Below are 19,919 nucleotides of genomic sequence, written 5' to 3'. Positions count from 1 at the left end.
GACTGGCATGACTCCGAGAAAGATCTGGGTCCTGACCAGCTCTCGAGCGGACTATGGGCTGCTCTACTGGTTGCTTCGGGAAATCAACGAAGACCCTGCGCTGGAACTGATGCTGGTGGCCAGCGGATCGCACCTGTCCACCGAGTTCGGCTCCACGGTCAGCGAGATCGAGCGCGACGGCTTTCGTCTGCATCGACGCCTCGAGATCCTGCTGGCGTCGGACTCGCGCAACGCCATGACCAAGGCCATGGGGCTGGCGCTGTTGAGCGTCGGCGATGCCCTGGTCGAGGACCGGCCCGATCTGGTGGTCCTGCTGGGCGACCGTTTCGAAATCGTGCCGGTGGCGTTGGCGGCGGTCACCCACGGTATCACCCTGGCCCACCTCCACGGGGGCGAGACCAGTCGTGGCGCCCTGGACGAGTACTATCGTCATGCGGTGACCAAGCTGGCCAACCTGCACTTTCCCGCCACCGAGGTCTACCGTCGTCGCATCCTGCAGATGGGAGAAGACCCCGGCCGCGTGTTTGTCCATGGGGCGCCGGGCATCGATCACCTGTACCGCAGCCGCACGCCGACCAGGGCGGTGCTTGCAAGGGCCCTGGACATGCCACTGGACCGACCCACCGCGCTGGTCACCTATCACCCGGTGACCGCGGGCACGGGCGAGGACGTGGAAGCGCTGATCGCGGCCTTGTCGCGTTTCGAGGATCTGGACGTGCTGGTGTGCAAGGCCAACGCCGACTGTCATGGACGCAGCATCAATGCCCGGCTGGCGCGCTGGTGTGCCGAGCGCCCCGAGGCCAGGCGTCTGGTCGACAGTCTGGGACAGCGTCTCTATCACGGCTGTCTCGAGCACATGGATGTGCTGGTGGGCAATTCCTCCAGCGGTCTGATCGAGGCGCCATCCTTCCGTCGGCCGGTGGTCAATGTCGGCAAGCGTCAGGACGGCCGCCTCAAGGCGGCAAACGTGATCAATGTCGAGGCCTCGGAAGAGGCCATCGCCAAGGGCATCGAGACCGCCCTGAGCGAGACCTTCAAGCGTTCGCTGGGCGCCCTGAGCAATCCCTATGACCCCTTCGAGGATGGAGCCGCCTCGCGGCGAATCAAGAACACCTTGAAACGGGTCAAGCTGGATGCCGGCATCCGTGAGAAGTGGTTCTTCGACATCGACGAGGTGTCCCCTCTGGGCGGCACCTCTTCTCCGACCAAAGGCCTGATGGGCTGACCTTCGTCGCTTCGATAACGACCCTAACAACCTTCAGGAAATGAAGATGACACCAGTGTCCGAGGCGGCAATGTCGGTGACGGCGGTGATACCGGCGCGGGGCGGCAGCAAGTCGGTGCCGAGAAAGAACCTGAGGCCGCTCGGCGGACGCCCGCTGCTGGTCTGGTCGATCGAGGTGGCACGGCAGGTGATGGCGATCGATCGGGTGATCGTGAGTACCGATGATGACGAGATTGCCCAGGTGGCCCGCCGGCATGGCGCCGAGGTGCATCGTCGGTCGGCGCATCTGGCCACCGACGAGGCGCTGGTGATCGACGCCATCCGCGAAGTGTTCGATGAGCTGAACCAGGGCGGCGAGGCTCCCGAGGTGATGGTGCTGCTGGAGCCCACCTGCCCCTTGCGCAGTGCCCAGGATGTGGCCGAGTGCCTGTCGCGTCTGGTGGTGCAGGGGCTGGATTCGGTGGCCACCTTCAAGGCTGCCGAGGTCAATCCTCACCGTACCTGGCGGCTGGATGCGCGGGGCCGGCCCACCGCCTTTATCGACGGCAGCGATCCCTGGCTGCCGCGACAGGCGTTACCCATGGCCTATCAGCTCAATGGTGCCGTCTATGCCTTCCGTCCCGATCGTCTTCCCGAGGATGGCAAGGCGTTGCTGTTCGGGCGCAGTGGCGCGGTGATCATGCCGGCGGAACGCTCGGTCGACATCGACCGCGAGCACGACTTCGTCATCGTCGAAAGCCTGTTGAGGAGAGCACGTTGAGGATAGCCCGTTGTACAGCCCGTTGGAGAGCCCGTTGGAGAGCCCGTTGAGCCACCCCGTCGAAGCCTTAGTGACTCCCGCATCTGCCGATGTGCGCCCGGCGATCTTGATCACCGGGGCTACCGGTGGGGTCGGCATGGCCCTGTGCCGCCACCTGAACCGCCGCTTTCGGGTGATCGCGCTGGGGCGTGACGCCAACGCCCTGGCAGAACTGGCCGCAAGCCTTCCCGGTGTCGAGGTCCACTGCCTGGATCTCGCCGGCGGTGAGATCGCAAGTGATATCGCGTCACTGATGGAGCAATGCGGCGACGTCGGCTATCTGATCAACAATGCCGGCTTCAATCGGCCTGCGCCAGTGGACGCCGACATCGAAGCCGTGCTTCGGCGCTCGCTCGAGGTCAACGCCATCGCGCCGGCCATGCTCATGGCGGCGGTGCTGCCCGGCATGCGCCGTCGTGGCTTTGGCCGCATCGTCAATATCACCTCCGGCGCACCGCTCAACTGTTTTGCCGGGCATGCCGCCTACAGCGCCTCCAAGGCGGCGCTGAATGCGCTGACGGTGACCGCCGCCAGAGAGCATCAGGACGTGGATATCAAGATCAACCTGATGAGCCCCGGCCCGGTGCGCAGCAAGATGGCCCCCGAGGCACCGATGGCGCCAGAGGTCTGTCTACCGACCCTGGACCATCTACTGGAACTGCCCGCGGATGGCGCCAGCGGGCGCTTCTTCTGGCTGGGTCACGAGATACCGCTGACGCCGTCCCTCGATGGCATCGACTGGCTGGCGGGGACCGCGCCGGCAGGTTTTGCCCGGCTTTGGCCAGAGGCAGACGAGAGCAGCGGTCTCGACAGCAGTGGCGCGGACGTAAGCAGCAGTGACAGGGCGTGCCGATGAGGCGTATTGGCATGCTGGGCATGAGTCCCGGCAACGGTCACCCGTTTTCGTTTTCCGCCATCCTCAATGGCTACCACGATGCGGCCATGGCCGAGGCGGGCTGGCCGGTGATCCATGACTATCTGGCACGGCGACATCGCTCGGAATTCGGCGTCGGTGATCTGCGTGTCACCCACGCCTGGACCCAGGATCGAGACGTCACCGAGCGGCTATGTCGCGCCTGCCATATCGACGAGGCCGTGGCCGAGCCTGGTGACATGCTGGGGCAGGTGGATGCGGTCATCATCGCCCGTGACGATCCGGCGAGCCACCGCGAACTGGCGGCACCCTTTCTCGAGGCGGGCCTGGCGGTATTCATCGACAAGCCGCTGACCCTGGATCCGCAGGATCTGGCCTATTTTTCCCCCTACCTGGCAGCAGGGCGCCTGATGTCATGTTCCGGCATGCGCTTCGCCAGCGAACTCGACGCCCTGCGTGCGGCGCCGGGGGCGCTGGGCAACTGGCGCCTGGCCAGGGGCGCCATCGTCAAGGACTGGGAGCGCTACGGGGTTCACCTGCTCGACGCCATCCTGCCGTTGACGGCGGCGACGCCGGTGTCCGTCAGAGCGCTTGGGGCAGGCCACCAGTCCTTCGCCATCACCATGAGTGACGGCAGCCTTTTGAGCATCGATGCGCTCGGCGAGGTGCCGCCGGTATTTCGTATCGAGGTGTTTGGTGATGCCGGCCAGACCAGTGCCGACATCCGCGACAACTTCGGCATGTTTCGTCGCACCCTGTGGGAGTTCTGGCGGATGCTCGAGCAGGGGCCGGATCGTCATCAATGCCAGACCACACTCGCGGTGATCAAGACGTTGATCGCCGGGCGCCTCGCGGCCGAACGGGGAGAGGAGGTACGTCTCGATGCGCTCTGACAATGAGGGTGCAGGCCTTGTACCCGCGCAGGCGTGCGCGGTATCGGCGCTGTTCGATCTGAGCGGTCGGGTAGCACTGGTCACCGGGGCCCTGGGCATCCTGGGGCGGCACTTCTGTCGAGCACTCGCCGAATGCGGCGCCTCGCTGGTGGTCGCGGATCTCGACGCTGCCGAGGCCGAGCGCTTCGCCGCCGAGCTTCAGACCGACTTCGGTCGTCCTTGCCTCGGACTTGGCTGTGACGTCAGCGACGAGGCCTCGGTCGAGGCCATGGTGGCGCATGCGGTCAAGACGCTGGGAGGCATCGACATCCTGCACAACAATGCGGCGACCAAGGCGCGAGACCTGGAGGCCTTCTTCGCCCCGGCCGAAGACTACACCCTGGCCCAGTGGCGTGACGTCATGGCGGTCAATCTCGACGGTGTCTTTCTGGTGTCGCGAGCGGTAGGCCGGCAGATGATCGAGCAGGGTCGAGGCGGCAGCATCATCCATACCGGTTCCATCTACGGCGAGATGGGCTGCGATCCGCGTATCTACGAGGGCTCGGAGTACCTGGGGGTGGCCATCAACACGCCTCCGGTCTACGCCGCCTCCAAGGCCGGGGTGTCTGGACTGGCGCGTTATCTCGCCACGCTCTGGGCAGGCCACGGTATCCGCGTCAATACCCTGGTACCGGGCGGCATCGAGAGTGGCCAGAACTCAGCCTTCGTCGAGCGCTATTCGGCCAGGGTGCCGCTGGGGCGCATGGGAACGCCGACCGATCTGGTCGGCGCGCTGATCTTTCTGGCCTCGGATGCCTCCGGCTACGTGACGGGGCAGACGCTTCACGTGGATGGTGGCTTGAGCGCCTGGTAGCACGGCGTCGATGCACGCTGCCCGATAAACGGCATCCGATGAACGGCACCCGATCAACGGCACCAGTTGAACGGCAGGGAAGGAGTTTCGCTCGATGTTGACCATCGTGATGTACCACTATGTCCGACCGCTGGCCGGGTCGCGCTATCCGCGCCTCAAGGCGCTGGAGCTTGCTGCCTTTCGCGCTCAGCTCGACCATCTCGAGCGGCACTATCGGCCGGTGACGATGGAACAGGTGATCGCCGCCTGGCGCGGCCAGCAGACATTGCCCGAGCAGGCGGTGCTGTTGAGCTTCGACGACGGCTATCGTGATCACCTCGAACATGTGCTGCCGGAGCTCGAGCGACGCGGCCTTCAGGGTAGCTTCTTTCCCTGCACCGGTACCCTGCGCGACGGCCTGATCCTCGACGTCAACAAGATCCAGTTCGTGCTGGCCAGCGTCGCTTCCACCGCAGAGTTGCTGCCGGCCTTGGCCAGGGCACTGGACAAGCGTCGCGAGCGTCATGGCCTGGGGACCTACGAGGATATCCATCGCAGGGTCTATCATCGCCTGTCGCGCCAGGGACGCTTCGATGACCCCGATACCCTGTTCTTCAAGCGCCTGCTGCAGCGGGAGTTGCCCTTCGAGGTTCGCCATGACGTCATCGATGAGCTGTTTGCGCGCTTCGTCAGCACAGACCAGCGAGCCTTCGCCGAAATGCTCTATCTGAGCGATGCCGAGGTCCGCCAGCTGCACGACGCCGGCATGCATATCGGCTGCCACGGAGATCAGCACTTCTGGTTCGACAGCCTGACGCCCGAACAACAGGGCAGGGACCTCGAGGTCAGTCTCGCTCATCTTCGAAACCTGGGGGTGCTCGGCGACGACTGGGTGATGTGCTATCCCTACGGTGGCGTCGACGAAGCGCTGCTGGGTCGTCTACGCCAGCTTGGCTGCGCCGCCGGGCTGACCGTGGCGTCGCGGCAGGCCGACCCGGCCCGGGACGACCCCTTGCTATTGCCGCGCCTGGACACCAATGATCTGCCCAGCCAGGCCGCTGCCTGCCCTGGCGACCCGGCGACCGTCCAGGTTGGATAGCTGACCACATCCTCGTCCACCTCCACGTCTTTCCCATTTGCGCCGAGCCTGGCGCGGCCCCGGCGGTTTGCCGCCAGCCTACCCACCATGCACAGGGATCTTGTCATGACAGCGTGCACGCAGAGCGCGACGACAGCGTCTGTCGCCGCCGGCGACGCCATGATGGCCATGTTGGCCGACCTCACTCCGCTGAATCGGGTGATCTGTTCGAGCGACTACGACGCCACGGTGGCCTACCTGGCCGAGCGCTGGCCGCTCAGGGAGCATCGTTTCGAGGCCTCTGACGTCCACAATGGCTGGGTGATTCCGCCGAGGTGGGACGTACTGGAGGCGGCCATCTACAAGGATGGCGAGTGTATCTATGATGGTCGCTGGCATCCCATGGCGGTGATGGCGCTGTCACTGCCGTTCCGAGGCACGGTCTCGCGAGAAGAACTCAAGTCCCACCTGCATTTTGATCACCGCTACGACGAGCGCATCCCGTTCCATTTTCGCCAGCTATTTACCAGCTGGCAGCGTGACTGGGGGTTCTGCGTGCCACGTCGTCTTGTCGAGAGTCTTGCGCCTGGTGACTACGAGGTGGTGATCGAGACCCGTGAGGCGCCGGGGTATCTGCGCTGCCTGGACTATCACCTGCCGGGTCAGCTCGAGCAGACCATCGTGCTGGGGGCCAACCTGGATCATCCTGGTGTCGCCAACGATGGTCTGTCCGGTGTGGCGGTGGGGCTCGCCGTGTTCGAGGCGCTTGCCGCGCGACCCAGGCGCTTCAGCTATCGACTGGTGCTGGCCCCCGGCATCATGGGCACCGAGTACTACCTGGGGCGGCTTCCCGCCGCAGAGCGCGCTCGACTGTTCGAGGGTGTGATGCTCGAGATGCTGGGCTCGCCCACCATACTCAATCTGCAGCGCTCACGAGGTGCCGGATCGAACATCGAGCAGGCGTTGTCGCGCGTGCTCAGCGAGGGTGGGCACGCCTACCGCGAGGGCGCCTTCGAGAGCCTGCTGCTCAACGACGAGTACCTGTGGGAAGCCTACGGCATCCCCATGGCCTCGCTATCGCGCTATCCCTATCCCGAGTATCACACCGACGCCGATAACCTTGGCTTGATGTCGCCGCAGCGCCTGCTCGAGGCGCGTGACGTGGTGCTCGCCGCCATCGACGATATCGAGTCCTCGCCGCTGATCAAGAAGCGCTTCGAGGGCAACGTCTGCCTGTCGCACCCCCGCCATGACCTCTATGTGGATCCTGGCCAGGTCGCCTTCGGCGACGTGCCGGACGAGTCACGCCGGCGCATGCGTTTGTTGATGGACTCCATCCCGACCCTGACGCGCCCGACCACCGTGCGCCAGCTGGCCAGGGAGGTCGGCCTCGAGGAGAGCGTGGTCCACGACTATCTCAAGCGCTGGCGCGATTGTGGTCTGGTGGAGCTGGTATGAATCGGGCGAGGGAGGAGGTGAGTGGCGAGCGCGCGCATCCGTCGGGTGGGGCAGGAACACCGCTTCAGGAAGGGATCGACACAGGGGGGGCAGTGCCGGCGACGAGCACGCAGGCGTCGTTTGGCCGAAGCGTCTTTATCTGCTGCAAGCCGCTGCAGTTTCTGACCTGTGCCTCGATCGTTCGTCACTATCGAATCGAGCAGGCGCTGGTGCTGCTGGTGGCCGAAAGCATCGCCGAGTATGACGCCTTCTACGCCTTTGTCGAAGCGAGCCACCATCGATCTCTATTTGACGAGATACGCCGCGTGCCGACCCAGGCCGCGGCACGCGAGGCGCTGGGCGCCTTGCACTACGACAGTCTGTTCATCGACAACGATCGCACCAGCAAGTACCTGCTGCTGGCGCCGCTGAAGACAGGCTGTCTGTGCCTTTACGAGGAGGGGGTCAGCACCTACTTCAGCTCCTATCTCTACGAGATGCCTCTGTCCAGGCGGTTGAAGTGGAGCCTGGTGGCCCTGGTGCGCGGTTGCGGACTGCGTTTCGGAGGCGGCCGCAGGACCGACCTGGTGTTCGTTTCGCGGCCGCGGACCTACGCCCGATTGAATCCACGCCTGGCTCACAAGGCGCGCTATTGCCCGGGGCTCGTCGGCGAGCTGGAGCAAGGCTGGGAGGACTGGCAGGCACTGCTGTCGCCCTGGCTCGACCGGCTGACGTCGGCAACGCCGGCGCTGGTACTGGGTACCTGGGGGGGCGGCGATATCTCCGCCGAGAGGCTTGCCGAGCTCAAGCGACGTCATCCCCTGTTGCTGTTCAAGCCCCATCCCCACGACGGCTGCGCCTGGCTCGATGCTGATATCCAGGTGCTGGAGCAGCCGTGGATTCCCGCCGAGGTGTGGATTCGTCTACTGGCTAGCCGGGTCGACGAACTGGTGGTGTATCACTATTCCTCGTCTTCTGAGCTCTACTGCCTGGATCTGCTCGACAGGGTGACCTTCGTCGACCTCAAGGGCGACGTTCATATCCGACGAGTCTGCGATCTGGCCGTGGGCGATCCCGGTCACGACGACATCGACCATGTGGCGATTGCCTGAGAAGGACGCTGTCCGTCCAGCGCCTGGCCCCCGTGGTAGTCGAACGGCATGCCTGCACGTCAAATGAGTGAGCTTACCGCCGATGGTTCCCATCCCTTATGTCACTTCCGCCTGGGACGTGTACTCCGCCCTGGCGGTGTTCGTGCTCGGTCTGTGGCTTGCCAGAGCGGTGGGGCGAGCCTTCGGGCTGTCTTACATGCTGTGTCTGCCGCTCTATCTCTGGCACACGGCCTTCTGCGTGCTCTACGCCTGGTTCGTCAACGGCGACGGCGGAGATTCCTTGATGTACTACCGGGCGTCGTTGAACGACGGCGTCGAGTTCTCCTTTGGCACCGCCGGGGTGATCGTGTTCACCTCGCTGTTCACCCAGGGGCTGGGGCTGTCGTTTCTGGGGACCTTTCTGGTGTTCAATCTGGCCGGCTATGTCGGGCTGCTGGCCTTCGCCGGCAGTCTCCATCAGGCCATTGCCGAGCGTGCCCTGGGTATTCGTCTGCTGGCGCTGGCCGTACTCTTTCTGCCCTCGATGCACTACTGGGGCTCCGCCATCGGCAAGGATGCGCTGTCGTTTCTGTCCATGGGGCTTTCGCTGTGGGCGGCGCTTGATCTCAGACGCCGTCACCTGCTGATGGTGGTGGCGGTCATGATCATGCTGGTGGTGCGACCGCACATGGCCGGTATACAGCTGATCGCCTTGGCGGCTGCCTTCTGTCTGCAGCCCGGCGTCGTGCTGTGGCAGCGGCTTTTGCTGGGGACTGCGGCGCTTGCCGGGGCGGCGATCATCGTACCCCTGGCGCTGGATTACGCCGGGGTCGGCAGCGGCTCCGATGCCGATCAGGTGATGAGTTACATCGAATTGCGGCAGAGCTACAACCAGACCGGCGGCGGTGCGGTGGACATCGCCTCCATGAGTCTGCCGATGCAGCTTTTCACCTATATGTTTAGGCCTCTGCCCATGGAAGCCAGCAGTGTGTTCCAGCTGGCGTCCTCGGTGGATAACGTCATCCTGCTGTATCTGATGGTGGTCGGTGGCATCGCCGCCATCACCGGGCGCAATGCGCCTCCCGCCAATCGACTGTTTCTGTGGTTTTACCTGCTGCTGGCCTGGACCATCCTGGCGATGACCACTGCCAATCTGGGCATCGCTGCGCGTCAGAAGTGGATGTTTACCCCGGTGCTTATCTATCTGTTGATGTCCGTCATGGGGCGCCCGCGCCAGACAGCCACCGACACCGAATCGTCCGGGGGCTCTACGCCGTCTGTCGAAAGCACGCCAAATGGAGTGGCGAGATGATCAAGCGACTGTTGATGGTAGCGAGCTACCCCGAGTCCATCGTCGGGTTTCGCGGTGAGCTGATCAGGGAGATGGTCGCTCGCGGAATCGAGGTCCATGTCGCCGCGCCCGTGGGGGGCAGGGGCGCTACCGGTGACGCCGGCGGTGAGGGTGACGCCGAGCGTTCGGCTGCTTCGTCGCGTCTTAAAGCCAGTCTCGAGGCCCTCGGCGCGACGCTGCACGATATCCCGCTTTCGCGCACCGGCATGAATCCGCTGGCCGATCTGAAGACCCTGGTGGCTCTGATGAAATTGATGCTGCGGGTACGCCCCGATGGGCTTTTTGCCTACACGATCAAGCCGGTGGTCTACGGGGCACTGGCTGCCTGGGTGTTGGGGGTGCGCCAGCGCACCCTGCTGGTCACCGGGCTGGGGTATGCCTTTACCGGCACCCAGGAGGGCACTCAGGGTGGCGCCCAGGGTGGCAACAAGCGCCGCTTGATCAAGGCGCTGGTGCGGCGGTTGTACCGCGTTGCTCTGGGGCGGGCTCATATGGTGCTGTTCCAGAACCCGGATGATCGTCGCCTGTTCATCGAGGAGGGGATTCTCCTTGATACCACGGCGTCCCGGGTGATCAACGGTTCCGGAGTGGATCTGGCGCATTTTTCGCCGGTGGCTCCAGCGACCGAGCCGGTCAGCTTCCTGCTGATCGCTCGGTTGCTGGGTGACAAGGGGGTGCGCGAGTACGCCGAGGCGGCGACGCGTATCCGCCAGCGCCATCCCCAGGTGCGCTTTCGCCTGGCGGGTTGGCTGGACGACAACCCCGACAGCATCGCGGCGCACGAGCTTCAGACGTGGATCGATGACGGCGCCATCGAGTACCTCGGTCGACTCGATGATGTCCGTCCGGCCATCGCCGAATGCAGCGTCTATGTGCTGCCGTCCTATCGCGAGGGGACCCCGAGAACGGTGCTCGAGGCCATGGCCCTGGGGCGTGCGGTTGTGACCACCGACGCGCCGGGATGCCGCGAGACCGTCGCGCCCGGGGTCAACGGTTATCTGGTGGAGGTGAAAGACGTCGACGCCCTGTGCCTGGCGTTGCAACGCTATCTGGAAACGCCGGCGCTGATCGTCCAGCACGGCCAGGCCTCCCGCGCTCGCGCCGAGGAGCGCTACGACGTGCACCGCGTCAATCACAGCATCCTCGACGCCATGGGGGTCGAGACGGCGTCGTCCTGCCCGGCAGGGCTCGACCCCAGCGTGGTGAGATGATGATGGCCAAGCGTTGTCTGGATGTGCTGGTGGCCGCCTCGTTGCTGGTCCTGCTATTCCCCTTGATGCTCGGCATCTGGGGACTCGTCCGGCTGAGGCTTGGCAAGCCGGCCTTCTTCTTTCAGTGGCGCCCTGGGCTGCACGGCCGTCCCTACCGCTTGATCAAGTTCAGGACCCTCGCCCAGCGCTGTGACGAGCAGGGACGCACGCTGCCCGACGAGCAGCGCATGACGACGCTCGGGGGTTGGCTGCGGGCGTCCAGCCTGGACGAGCTGCCCGAGCTCTGGAACGTGCTGAAAGGCGAGATGAGTCTGGTCGGGCCACGCCCGCTGCTGATGGAGTACCTGCCGCTGTATGACCGGGACCAGGCCCGTCGCCACGAGGTGCGACCGGGGATTACGGGATGGGCTCAGGTCAACGGCAGGAATGCGCTTTCCTGGCGCGAGCGCTTCCAGCTTGACGTCTGGTACGTGGACCACCACAGCCTGGCGCTCGATATCCGGATACTGGCCATGACGGTCGTCAAGGTGCTGCGCCGCGAGGGTATCAGTGGCCAAGGAAGCGTCACCATGAAGCCCTTTCGAGGCAATGAATGACGCCCCGGGATACCGACTCGGTGGCCGCGGTCTTGCCGCAACGGGGCTGGCTGACAGCGCTCAGACGTCATCGCTTGCTGTCCCAGGTGTTGCTGGTAGCCGGTGGCACGGCGGGGGCACAGGCGCTGAGTCTGGCCTTTGCGCCACTCATCACCCGTCTGTTCAGCCCTGACGCCTTCGGCCTGGCCGGTTCCTTCAGCGCCCTGGTCAGTGTCGTTGCGCCGCTGGCGGCCCTGACCTACCCGGTCGCCATGGTGTTGCCGCCGCGCGACGAAGACGCCCGGGGGCTGGCCCGACTCAGCATGGGGTTGGCGGTGCTGCTGGCGCTGGCCGCCGTGGCGGCGCTCACTGTGCTGCAACCACTGCTGGATCGGCATCTCGATCCGAGGCTTGCCGCCATGCTGATCTGGCTGCTGCCTGTGGCCATGCTGCTGGCGGCCATGCAACAGGTCATGCAGCAGTGGCTGATTCGGCGTCAGCGATTCGGGGTGACGGCCAAGGTGGCGATGATCCATGCCCTGGTCCTCAACCTGGCCAAGGCGACCGGCGGAGTGCTGCATCCGGTCGGGGTGACGCTGGTGCTTGTCACCGCCGCCGCCAGTGGGCTTAACGCCTTGCTGCTGTGGTGGGCAGACCGGCGACTCGGTGATGGTCTGGTCGGCGGGGGCCGAGGCGCCCCATGGCGGGAACTGGCGCGTCGCCACCGTGACTTTCCCTTGTATCGCGCACCCCAGGTGACGCTCAACGCCTTGTCGCAGTCGTTGCCGGTGTTGTTGCTGGCGGGATTCTTCGGTACCGCAGCCGCTGGGCACTACAGCCTGGCGGCCTCGGTACTGGCCGCGCCCATGGTGCTGCTGGCGAAGTCGGTCAACGACGTCTTCTATCCCCATGTGGCCTCGGCGGTCAACCGCGGCGAGCCGATTACTGCGTCACTGGCGAAGACCACCCTGGTGATGGCGGCGGTGGGGCTCGTCCCCTTTGGTGCCATGGTGGTGCTGGGGCCCTGGCTGTTTGCTCTGCTGTTCGGTGACCCCTGGTGGCAGGCGGGCGAGTACGCACGCTGGATGGCGGTCTGGCTGTACTTTGCCTTTCTCAACAAGCCCAGTGTGGCCTCCATCGCCAGTCTGGGCCTGCAGCGTGGTTTTCTGATCTACGAGGTACTCAGCGTGCTCGGCCGTGTGGCCGCGCTGTATGTGGGGTTTCGGGTGTATCACAGCGATCTCGTTGCGGTGGTGGCCTTCTCTCTGGTCGGCGCCATGCTCAATCTGGCGCTGGTCGGTGTGACCCTGTTGCGGGCAAGACGGCGTGACCAGGGATTGATCAAGACGTGAGAGCGCTTCTGTGCAAGGGATTATCGTATGACAGGATTTCAGCGAGCCTTCGACAGGACGGAGAAGCTGGGGTGGCGATGCGCTCTGGGGGTGGTCGACCGCCTGTCGCCGCGTCTGGCGACAAGGCTGGTGCACCGGCGAGAGTACGGGCAGCGACTCGAACTCGACGATCCCAGGGATTTCAATGACAAGCTGCAGTGGCTCAAGCTTTACGGTGATCGTCGAGGGCTTTCGCGCTGCGCCGACAAGTACGCCGTCCGACAGTTCGCCGCCGAGCGAGGCTGCGCCGTTGCCCTCAGTCGACTGATCGGCCTCTACGAAAGTGTCGATGCGATCGTCTGGGAGGAACTGCCGGCGCGCTTCGCGCTGAAGTGTACCCACGGTTGCGGCTACAACGTGATCATCGACGACAAGCGCAAGGCGGACGAGCGAGCGGTCAAGCGACGGCTGCAGCGTTGGCTGAAGGAGCGCTACGCCCGACGCTATCTGGAGTATCACTACGACGCCATTCCCCCGAGAGTGCTGGCCGAGGAGTACATCGAGACCGCTACCGGGGGAGTGCCCGTGGACTACAAGGTCTACTGCTTTCATGGCCGCCCTTGCGTGGTGCTGGTATGCACCGACAGGGGAGGCGACATGCGTTTCGACTTCCATGATCCGGCTTGGCAACGGCTCGAGCTGAATGACCGGCAGCATCAGAGCGCCGCTGGCGTGGCCCGTCCTCGAGCGCTCGACGAGATGCTCGAACTGGCCGAGCGGCTGTCGCGGGGTTTTGTCTTCGTCCGGGTCGACTTCTATGAGCGGCAAGGGCGGGCGGTGCTCGGTGAGATGACGTTCACACCCGGGGCGAACGTATCACGGCGCTACAACGCCTACGGACAGCGCTACCTGGGCGACCTGATCGATCTGACGCAGGTGGGCCGGCGCTGCCGACACGACCGCGAAGTAACGGCAGGGCGGTCATTGAGCTTCAACGGAACCGTGCAAGGAGCGGACAATGGCGGTCATGAATGAGTGGATGGGCGCGGCCAAGTCCCGCCTGTGGACGTTGGGGATGTTGGGGCTGGATGCCTTCTCCAACGAGCAGGCGACGCGACTGATGCACCAACGCAAGACCCGGCGTCGCCTTGACCTTCGAACCCCCAGGCGCTTCGACGAGAAGCTTCAGTGGCTCAAGCTGTTTCATCGTGACCCGCTGATGGCCAGGTGCGCCGACAAGCTCGGGCTGCACGATTACGCGAGCTCAAGAGGCCAGGGTGCGATTCTCAATGATCTGCTGGGTGTATATCGCAGTGTCGACGAGATCGACTGGGAAGCCCTGCCAGACGCCTTCGTGCTGAAGTGCAATCACGGCTGCGGCTACAACATCCTGGTGCACGACAAGTCGACCCTGGAAAGGCGCAAGGCCAGCCAGGATCTGTCGCGCTGGATGACCGAACGCTATGGGCGTCGCAAGCTCGAGTATCACTACGATCAGATCGTGCCGCGGATCTTTGCCGAGCGCATGCTGGACAGCGGCGGGAGGGACGCGCCCCTGGACTACAAGGTCTACTGCTTCAACGGCGAGCCGTTGGTGGTGCTGCTGTGCGCCGCGGACAAGGGGCAGACTCGCTACGCCTATTTCGATCGAGACTGGGGGCCGCTTGAGCTGATGGCTGCCAAGGTGCCGATCATCACCGATACCGCCGATCTGGCCCGTCCAGCTTGTCTTGAACCACTGCTCGAGTCCGCCCGCGCCTTGGCCGAGCCTTTTGCGTTCGTGCGTGTGGACTTCTACATCGAGCACGGCCGTCCCGTTCTCGGTGAGATGACCTTTACGCCCTCGGCCAACATGGACAATGGCTACAGCGATGAAGGGCTCGATTATCTTGGCTCGCTGCTTCGGCTTCCGGAGGAGCGCTCATCAAGGCGATCCGACGGTGGCAAGGTCGCGGCTCCCAGGTAAGTCAGGGCCGAACCGTCAGGAGGGAAACCTATGCAGGTCTCGGTGGTGATACCGACCTACAATAGCGCCGCTTTCGTCGAGCGAGCCCTGCTGTCCGTGGTAAGCCAGACCGAAGGGTTGAGCCACGAGATCCTGCTGGTGGACGACTGTTCGGATGATCGTGAGGCGCTCTCGCGGCTGGTGCAGCGATACGAAGCCGTCAGGCTGATCGAGAAGCCTGCCAGGTCCAACGCCGCCGTGTCCCGCAACCGGGGACTCGAGGAGAGCCGTGGGGCTTTCGTCTTCTTTCTGGACTCCGATGATGCCCTGGCGCCAGGGGCACTCAAGCGCCGCATGGCCATGCACCGCGATAGCGGCGCCGGCGTCATCTTTGGCAACTATCTCGCGCGCCTCGCCGACGCCTCCCGCCTGAGCGCGTCGCGACTTCCGGCCTACCGCGGCGGCGACATGCGTCACTATCTGTTCGTGGAGCGTGGAGACGTGCGTTCTTCCACCCTGTCGCTGTGCAAGGCCTTTTGGCAGGGGACGCGCTTCGATGACGCGACGCGCAAGCATCAGGACTGGGTCTTCGCCATTCGCGCCTTTCACCAGGGCGAGCGTCTACTGTTCGACCCGCAGCCGACCGCAGTCATGGACGTGACGCGCCAGGGCCGCATGAGCTCCAGCGCCAATCTGGATGCCAGTCGTTACGTGGTCAAGCGCTACCTGTGTCAGGACCATCATCGCAACGCCTTTTCCCGACGCCAGTGGTTGTCCAGCCTGAGCAGACGAGACCTTACCGCCTGCCGCTTTCAGGTGGAGATATTCACCCCTGGAAACTGGCGCGAGCGGCGGGATCTCGCGCTATTTCGATTGGCCAGTCACCCAGTGCTGATCGGAGCTGCCTCCGCGCTGTTGACGTTGGCGCTCAGGTTGCGACGCCTGGGCTCCCGATCGGGCGCGATGCAGCGTTAAGTCTCCCCTGAGACGCCATCGTGCTCGTTCAAGCCCGCCCGACCATTGGTCATGCTCGAACGAAGAGCAAAGGAAAAGGACGCCATGCAAAGCCCTGTTCGCAGCCCTGTTCGAAGCGCTATTCGAAGCCCTGTGCAAAAGATTGCCTTGTTTCTGCCGTCGCTGCGGGGCGGCGGCGCGGAGCGGGTCATGGTGCTGCTCGCCAATGGCTTCGTCGCGGCCGGTCATGAGGTCGACCTGGTGACCGCCAGCGACGAGAACGTCTACCAGGCGGAAATCGCCCCCGGCATCCGCCACTTCAGCCTGGGCGCCTCCAGGGTCGCCAGCAGTCTGCCTGCGCTGGTGCGCTATCTGAAGCGCGAACGGCCCGCTGCCCTGTTGTCGGCGATGGGCCACGCCAACGTGGTGGCGGTGGCGGCGCGGGCGCTGGCCCGCCTCGACTGTCGACTGGTGGTGACCGAGCACACCAATTACTTTGCAGTGACCGCCAGAAACACCGGCTTCAATGCCCGGGTGATGCGGCGGCTGATGCGCCATGCCTATCTGCGAGCCGACGCCGTGGTGGCGGTCTCCCAAGGTGTCGCCGATGACCTGGCCAGAGGCCTGGCGCTGGACCCTTCTCGGATCGAGGTCATCTTCAATCCCATCGTCGACAAGCGGCTGGTGCAGCTCGCCGAGTCGTCGGTGGAGGATATCGGCGAAGTCGGCATCGTCGCGGTGGGACGCTTGATCGAGCAGAAGGGGTTCGACGTGCTGATCGACGCTCTGGCACGACTGCGTCAGCGCCATGAGCACCGAGAGGTGCGACTGACGATTCTCGGCGAAGGACCGCTGCGAGACACGCTGCTTGACCAGGCGCATCGCCTCGGGGTGGCCGACGCCGTATCGCTGCCCGGGTTCGTCGACAATCCTTTTGTGTATATGCGCAAGGCCCGGGTCTTCGCGTTGTCGTCCTACGCCGAGGGGTTGCCTAGCGTGCTGATCCAGGCGATGGCCTGCGGCACCCCGGTGGTAGCGACTGACTGCCCCTCGGGCCCTCAGGAAATTCTCGAGGGCGGGCGCTGGGGGCGGCTGATTCCCATGGGCGACAGCGAAGCGCTTGCAGACGCGCTCGACGAAGTGCTGGCGCGTGACGAGCATCCACCGGTTCACCAGCGCGCCGCCGATTTTGGCGCCGAACTGGCCGTCGAGCGCTACCTTGTTCGCCTGAACAGCGGCGTATCGTCGATGGCGTCGCAGGGCTGAGTTCTGGTGCGCCTGCGCAAGGCTCTGTGCTCGGGCCATCCGCGGCAAATCTCGGCCACCGCCATTTCCGTGGCACCTCTGCGTTTTCCCTGAGCGACTGCGTTGTTGTCGCTTTCTTGCCCATCACAGGATGTGTCTGCCCATGTCTGTGCGCGTACTTCATGTCATCACCGGACTCGGTACCGGTGGCGCGGAGCGAAATCTCTACAATCTGCTGGCCGCAGGCGTCAGTGCCCCGGACGAGGTCGCAGTGATCGCCCTGATGGACGAGGGTAGCTACGGGCCACGTATTCGCGAGCTGGGCATCGAGGTCCATGCCCTTGGCATGCGCCAGGGAATTCCCGCGCCCTGGACCCTGCCTCGTCTGGGTGCTCTGGTGCGACGTTTCGCCCCTGACGTCATTCAGGGCTGGATGTACCACGGCAACCTCATGGCCAGCATGGCGGCTCGCCTGTGCCGCCAGCGGCCGGCGGTGAGCTGGAACGTGCGCCAGTGCCTGTACCAGATCGAGCGCCACAAACCATTGACCCGGTGGGCCATTCGCGCCAACCGACGGCTCTCGGGCGGGCCCGGGGCGATCGTCTTCAATAGTCGCCTGTCTCGGCGGCAACATCGCGACTTCGGCTTCCGCGATGACGCAGCACTGGTCATTCCCAACGGCTTCGATACCGCCGCCGTGGCGCCGGATTCGGACAGCCGGCAACACGTGCGGAAGCGTCTGGGCTTTAACGATGAACAATGGGTGGTGGGGCATGTGGCCCGATGCCACCCGATCAAGGATCATCCCAATCTGTTGCGGGCCTGCGTCACCGTCGCCGAACAAATGCCTCAGGCGCGCTTTCTGGTGGTCGGTCGTGGCGTCGATTTCGATGCGCCGGAGCTGGCGGGCATCGTGCCGGACGAGTACCGCTCGCGCTTCTTGCTGACGGGTGAGCGAGACGACGTGGGCGAGCTGATGCAGGCGATGGATGTGTTCTGTCAGAGTTCATGGCTCGAGGCCTTCCCCAATGCCCTTGCGGAGGCCATGGCCTGCGAACTGAGCTGTGTGGCGACCGACGTCGGTGACAGCGACTACATCCTCGGTACCAGCGGACGCATCGTGCCACCACGAGATAGCCAGGCCCTCGCCCGGGCCTTGCTCGAAGCCTTGAACGAACCTGCCGACAGGCGCCGGGAACGGGGACGAGAGGCAAGAGAGCGCATCGTGAGCGAGTTCGGTCTTGCTCAGGTGGTTGAGCAGTATCGTCAGTTGTACCAGCGGATCGGCCTTCCGGCGCAGGTTGGTAGTCTGCCGTCTGCACCGTCCTCTGAAGCATCGTCCGAACCAGTTTCCGAAACAGCTTCTGAAGCATCGACTCGACCATGAGTCACGCCACGTGCGCTGAGTGGGAGCGAGTTTACGATAGCGTCCCATCTCCTTAGGCTCTGTCCGAAAAGTCGGCGAGCGAAGGTTAGACAAGGCAAAAATCGGTGAGACAGCGCAGTTTACAGGGTGTAAATGAGCATGTTGATCCGATTTTTAACGCCGTATTACCGAGCGTAGGCACTTTTCAGACAAGCCCTAGCCGGTGGTACCCCGACAAGACCTCCGTAGAGAAAAGCCCCTATGCTCAATGGCCCCTTCGCACCCTGGCCCTGCTTCGATGAAGGCGACGCCGAGGCGGTATCGCGCGTGCTGCTGAGTCAACGCGTCAACTACTGGACCGGCGACGAGGGCCGCGAGTTCGAGCGCGAATTCGCCGCCTGGACAGGCGCCCACCACGCTGTCGCCGTAGCCAACGGCACCCTGGCGCTGGATCTGGCGCTTCATGCCCTGGATATCGGACCAGGGCACGAGGTGATCGTGACCCCCAGGACCTTCCTGGCGTCGGTGTCGGCCATCGTCAATGCGGGCGCTACCCCGGTGTTTGCCGACATCGAGCGTGACTCTCAGAACCTGTCGGTCGCCAGCGTCGAGGAGTGCCTGAGCCCACGCACCCGCGCCATCGTCGCCGTCCATCTGGCGGGCTGGCCCTGTGACATGGATGCCCTCGGTGAACTGGCGCAGACCTTTGGTCTTTCGATCATCGAGGACTGCGCCCAGGCACACGGTGCGCGCTATCGTGGCCGCAGCGTCGGCACCTTCGGTGATGTGGCGGCCTGGTCATTCTGTCAGGACAAGATCATGACCACCGGCGGGGAAGGGGGCATGGTCACCACCGACGACCCTGGGCTGCACCGGCGTATGTGGGCCTACAAGGACCACGGCAAGAGCTGGGAAGCGGTCCATGAGCGGGCCCACCCGCCGGGGTTCCGCTGGCTGCACGATAGTTTCGGTACCAATTGGCGGATGACCGAGATGCAGGCGGTGCTGGGAAGACGCCAGCTCGCGCGCATGGCTCAGTGGAGTCAGCGCCGCCGCGCCAATCTTTACGCCATTCTCGACGCCGCAGATCGCTGTCCGGGACTGCGGGCTCCGCGTCCGCCCGAACACATCGTCCATGCCGGCTACAAGGCCTATGTGTTTGTCCGTCCCGAACGCCTGGCCGAGGGCTGGAGCCGCGACGCCATCATGCAGTGTCTCAATGCCCAGGGGGTGCCCTGTTTCAGTGGCAGCTGCTCCGAGGTCTACCGGGAACGCGCCTTCGACAACACTCCCTGGCGCCCGTCGCGGCCGTTGCCGGTGGCCAGGGAACTGGGAGAGACCAGCCTGATGCTGCTGATCCATCCGACCCTGACCGAGGAACAGATGGACAAGACCTGTCGGGTGCTCGAGGAGGTCATGGCGCGGGCAACGCAGCCTGCACTCTGTCCCGAGTGACGTTGTCGCTGTGGGGCTGTCGACGTCAGTCTGTTGAGCCTGTTGAGCGTGGCCGCGGCTACGCCTCTGGAAAAACCGCAATGGGCAGGGCCTTCGGGTCCTGCCCATTGCGTTTCTGGGGCACCAATTTCGCTGTCTGCCGGGCACCTATTGCGCCTGCACCGCCGCAGCGATTGGCCAGGCGGCAGCGGAAGGAAGGAAGGAAGGGAGGGAGGCAAGGCGATGGCCGCTGTGGATGCCCCCAGGCGTAGTGACAA

Annotated in this window: 18 protein-coding genes; all 18 read left to right on the top strand. The window is 64.5% G+C overall.

The window, feature by feature from the left end; all coding sequences use genetic code 11:
* Window positions 1-7 precede the first annotated feature (7 nt).
* On the top strand, window positions 8-1,225 hold the full coding sequence (gene neuC / locus NFG57_RS12475; protein WP_222516592.1) for a UDP-N-acetylglucosamine 2-epimerase: 1,218 nt from the start codon (window positions 8-10) through the stop codon (window positions 1,223-1,225).
* A 46-nt stretch (window positions 1,226-1,271) separates the two neighbouring features.
* Window positions 1,272-1,985, top strand: coding sequence for an acylneuraminate cytidylyltransferase family protein (locus NFG57_RS12470; protein ID WP_348814436.1), 714 nt, complete (start codon window positions 1,272-1,274; stop codon window positions 1,983-1,985).
* A gap of 70 nt (window positions 1,986-2,055) precedes the next feature.
* The gene (locus tag NFG57_RS12465) at window positions 2,056-2,880 is read left to right on the top strand and encodes an SDR family oxidoreductase (RefSeq protein WP_222516590.1); all 825 of its coding nucleotides are present in this window, start codon (window positions 2,056-2,058) and stop codon (window positions 2,878-2,880) included.
* Window positions 2,877-3,791 (top strand): Gfo/Idh/MocA family oxidoreductase, encoded by a 915-nt coding sequence (locus tag NFG57_RS12460; RefSeq protein WP_348814435.1) that lies wholly within the window; start codon window positions 2,877-2,879, stop codon window positions 3,789-3,791. The genes NFG57_RS12465 and NFG57_RS12460 overlap by 4 nt, the downstream gene beginning before the upstream one ends.
* On the top strand, window positions 3,781-4,644 hold the full coding sequence (locus NFG57_RS12455; protein WP_348814434.1) for an SDR family oxidoreductase: 864 nt from the start codon (window positions 3,781-3,783) through the stop codon (window positions 4,642-4,644). The genes NFG57_RS12460 and NFG57_RS12455 overlap by 11 nt, the downstream gene beginning before the upstream one ends.
* 94 nt (window positions 4,645-4,738) lie before the next feature.
* Entirely contained in the window at window positions 4,739-5,722 is a 984-nt protein-coding gene (locus NFG57_RS12450) for a polysaccharide deacetylase family protein (RefSeq protein WP_348814433.1), read from the top strand.
* A gap of 105 nt (window positions 5,723-5,827) precedes the next feature.
* Window positions 5,828-7,159, top strand: coding sequence for a DUF4910 domain-containing protein (locus NFG57_RS12445; RefSeq protein ID WP_348814432.1), 1,332 nt, complete (start codon window positions 5,828-5,830; stop codon window positions 7,157-7,159).
* A 92-nt stretch (window positions 7,160-7,251) separates the two neighbouring features.
* Complete coding sequence (locus NFG57_RS12440) at window positions 7,252-8,250, top strand: hypothetical protein (RefSeq protein ID WP_045993990.1); 999 nt, start codon at window positions 7,252-7,254, stop codon at window positions 8,248-8,250.
* Window positions 8,251-8,332: 82 nt separating this feature from the next.
* Window positions 8,333-9,541, top strand: a complete 1,209-nt coding sequence (locus tag NFG57_RS12435) for a hypothetical protein (RefSeq protein WP_348814431.1) — start codon at window positions 8,333-8,335, stop codon at window positions 9,539-9,541.
* Window positions 9,538-10,791, top strand: coding sequence for a glycosyltransferase family 4 protein (locus tag NFG57_RS12430; protein WP_213227200.1), 1,254 nt, complete (start codon window positions 9,538-9,540; stop codon window positions 10,789-10,791). The genes NFG57_RS12435 and NFG57_RS12430 overlap by 4 nt, the downstream gene beginning before the upstream one ends.
* A 2-nt stretch (window positions 10,792-10,793) precedes the next feature.
* Window positions 10,794-11,387, top strand: a complete 594-nt coding sequence (locus NFG57_RS12425; protein ID WP_045994001.1) for a sugar transferase — start codon at window positions 10,794-10,796, stop codon at window positions 11,385-11,387.
* Window positions 11,384-12,718 carry an oligosaccharide flippase family protein gene (locus tag NFG57_RS12420; protein ID WP_124803726.1) on the top strand — a complete coding sequence of 445 codons (1,335 nt, stop codon included), beginning with the start codon at window positions 11,384-11,386 and terminating at the stop codon, window positions 12,716-12,718. The genes NFG57_RS12425 and NFG57_RS12420 overlap by 4 nt, the downstream gene beginning before the upstream one ends.
* A 27-nt stretch (window positions 12,719-12,745) precedes the next feature.
* Complete coding sequence (locus NFG57_RS12415) at window positions 12,746-13,732, top strand: ATP-grasp fold amidoligase family protein (RefSeq protein WP_124803724.1); 987 nt, start codon at window positions 12,746-12,748, stop codon at window positions 13,730-13,732.
* Complete coding sequence (locus tag NFG57_RS12410; protein WP_108449012.1) at window positions 13,716-14,663, top strand: ATP-grasp fold amidoligase family protein; 948 nt, start codon at window positions 13,716-13,718, stop codon at window positions 14,661-14,663. Before NFG57_RS12415 ends, NFG57_RS12410 begins: the two co-directional genes overlap by 17 nt.
* Before the next feature lie 30 nt (window positions 14,664-14,693).
* Window positions 14,694-15,617, top strand: coding sequence for a glycosyltransferase family 2 protein (locus tag NFG57_RS12405; RefSeq protein WP_108449013.1), 924 nt, complete (start codon window positions 14,694-14,696; stop codon window positions 15,615-15,617).
* A 132-nt stretch (window positions 15,618-15,749) separates the two neighbouring features.
* Window positions 15,750-16,862 (top strand): glycosyltransferase, encoded by a 1,113-nt coding sequence (locus NFG57_RS12400; RefSeq protein WP_222569827.1) that lies wholly within the window; start codon window positions 15,750-15,752, stop codon window positions 16,860-16,862.
* A 142-nt stretch (window positions 16,863-17,004) separates the two neighbouring features.
* Entirely contained in the window at window positions 17,005-18,228 is a 1,224-nt protein-coding gene (locus tag NFG57_RS12395) for a glycosyltransferase (RefSeq protein ID WP_348814430.1), read from the top strand.
* Window positions 18,229-18,468: 240 nt separating this feature from the next.
* Entirely contained in the window at window positions 18,469-19,662 is a 1,194-nt protein-coding gene (locus NFG57_RS12390; protein ID WP_124803714.1) for a DegT/DnrJ/EryC1/StrS aminotransferase family protein, read from the top strand.
* Window positions 19,663-19,919 lie beyond the last annotated feature (257 nt).

This window comes from Halomonas sp. H10-59, assembly GCF_040070555.1.
Taxonomy (GTDB): domain Bacteria; phylum Pseudomonadota; class Gammaproteobacteria; order Pseudomonadales; family Halomonadaceae; genus Halomonas; species Halomonas litopenaei.
The sequence above is the reverse complement of the archived record's forward strand: the minus strand, read 5'-3'. Positions and strand labels throughout refer to the sequence as shown.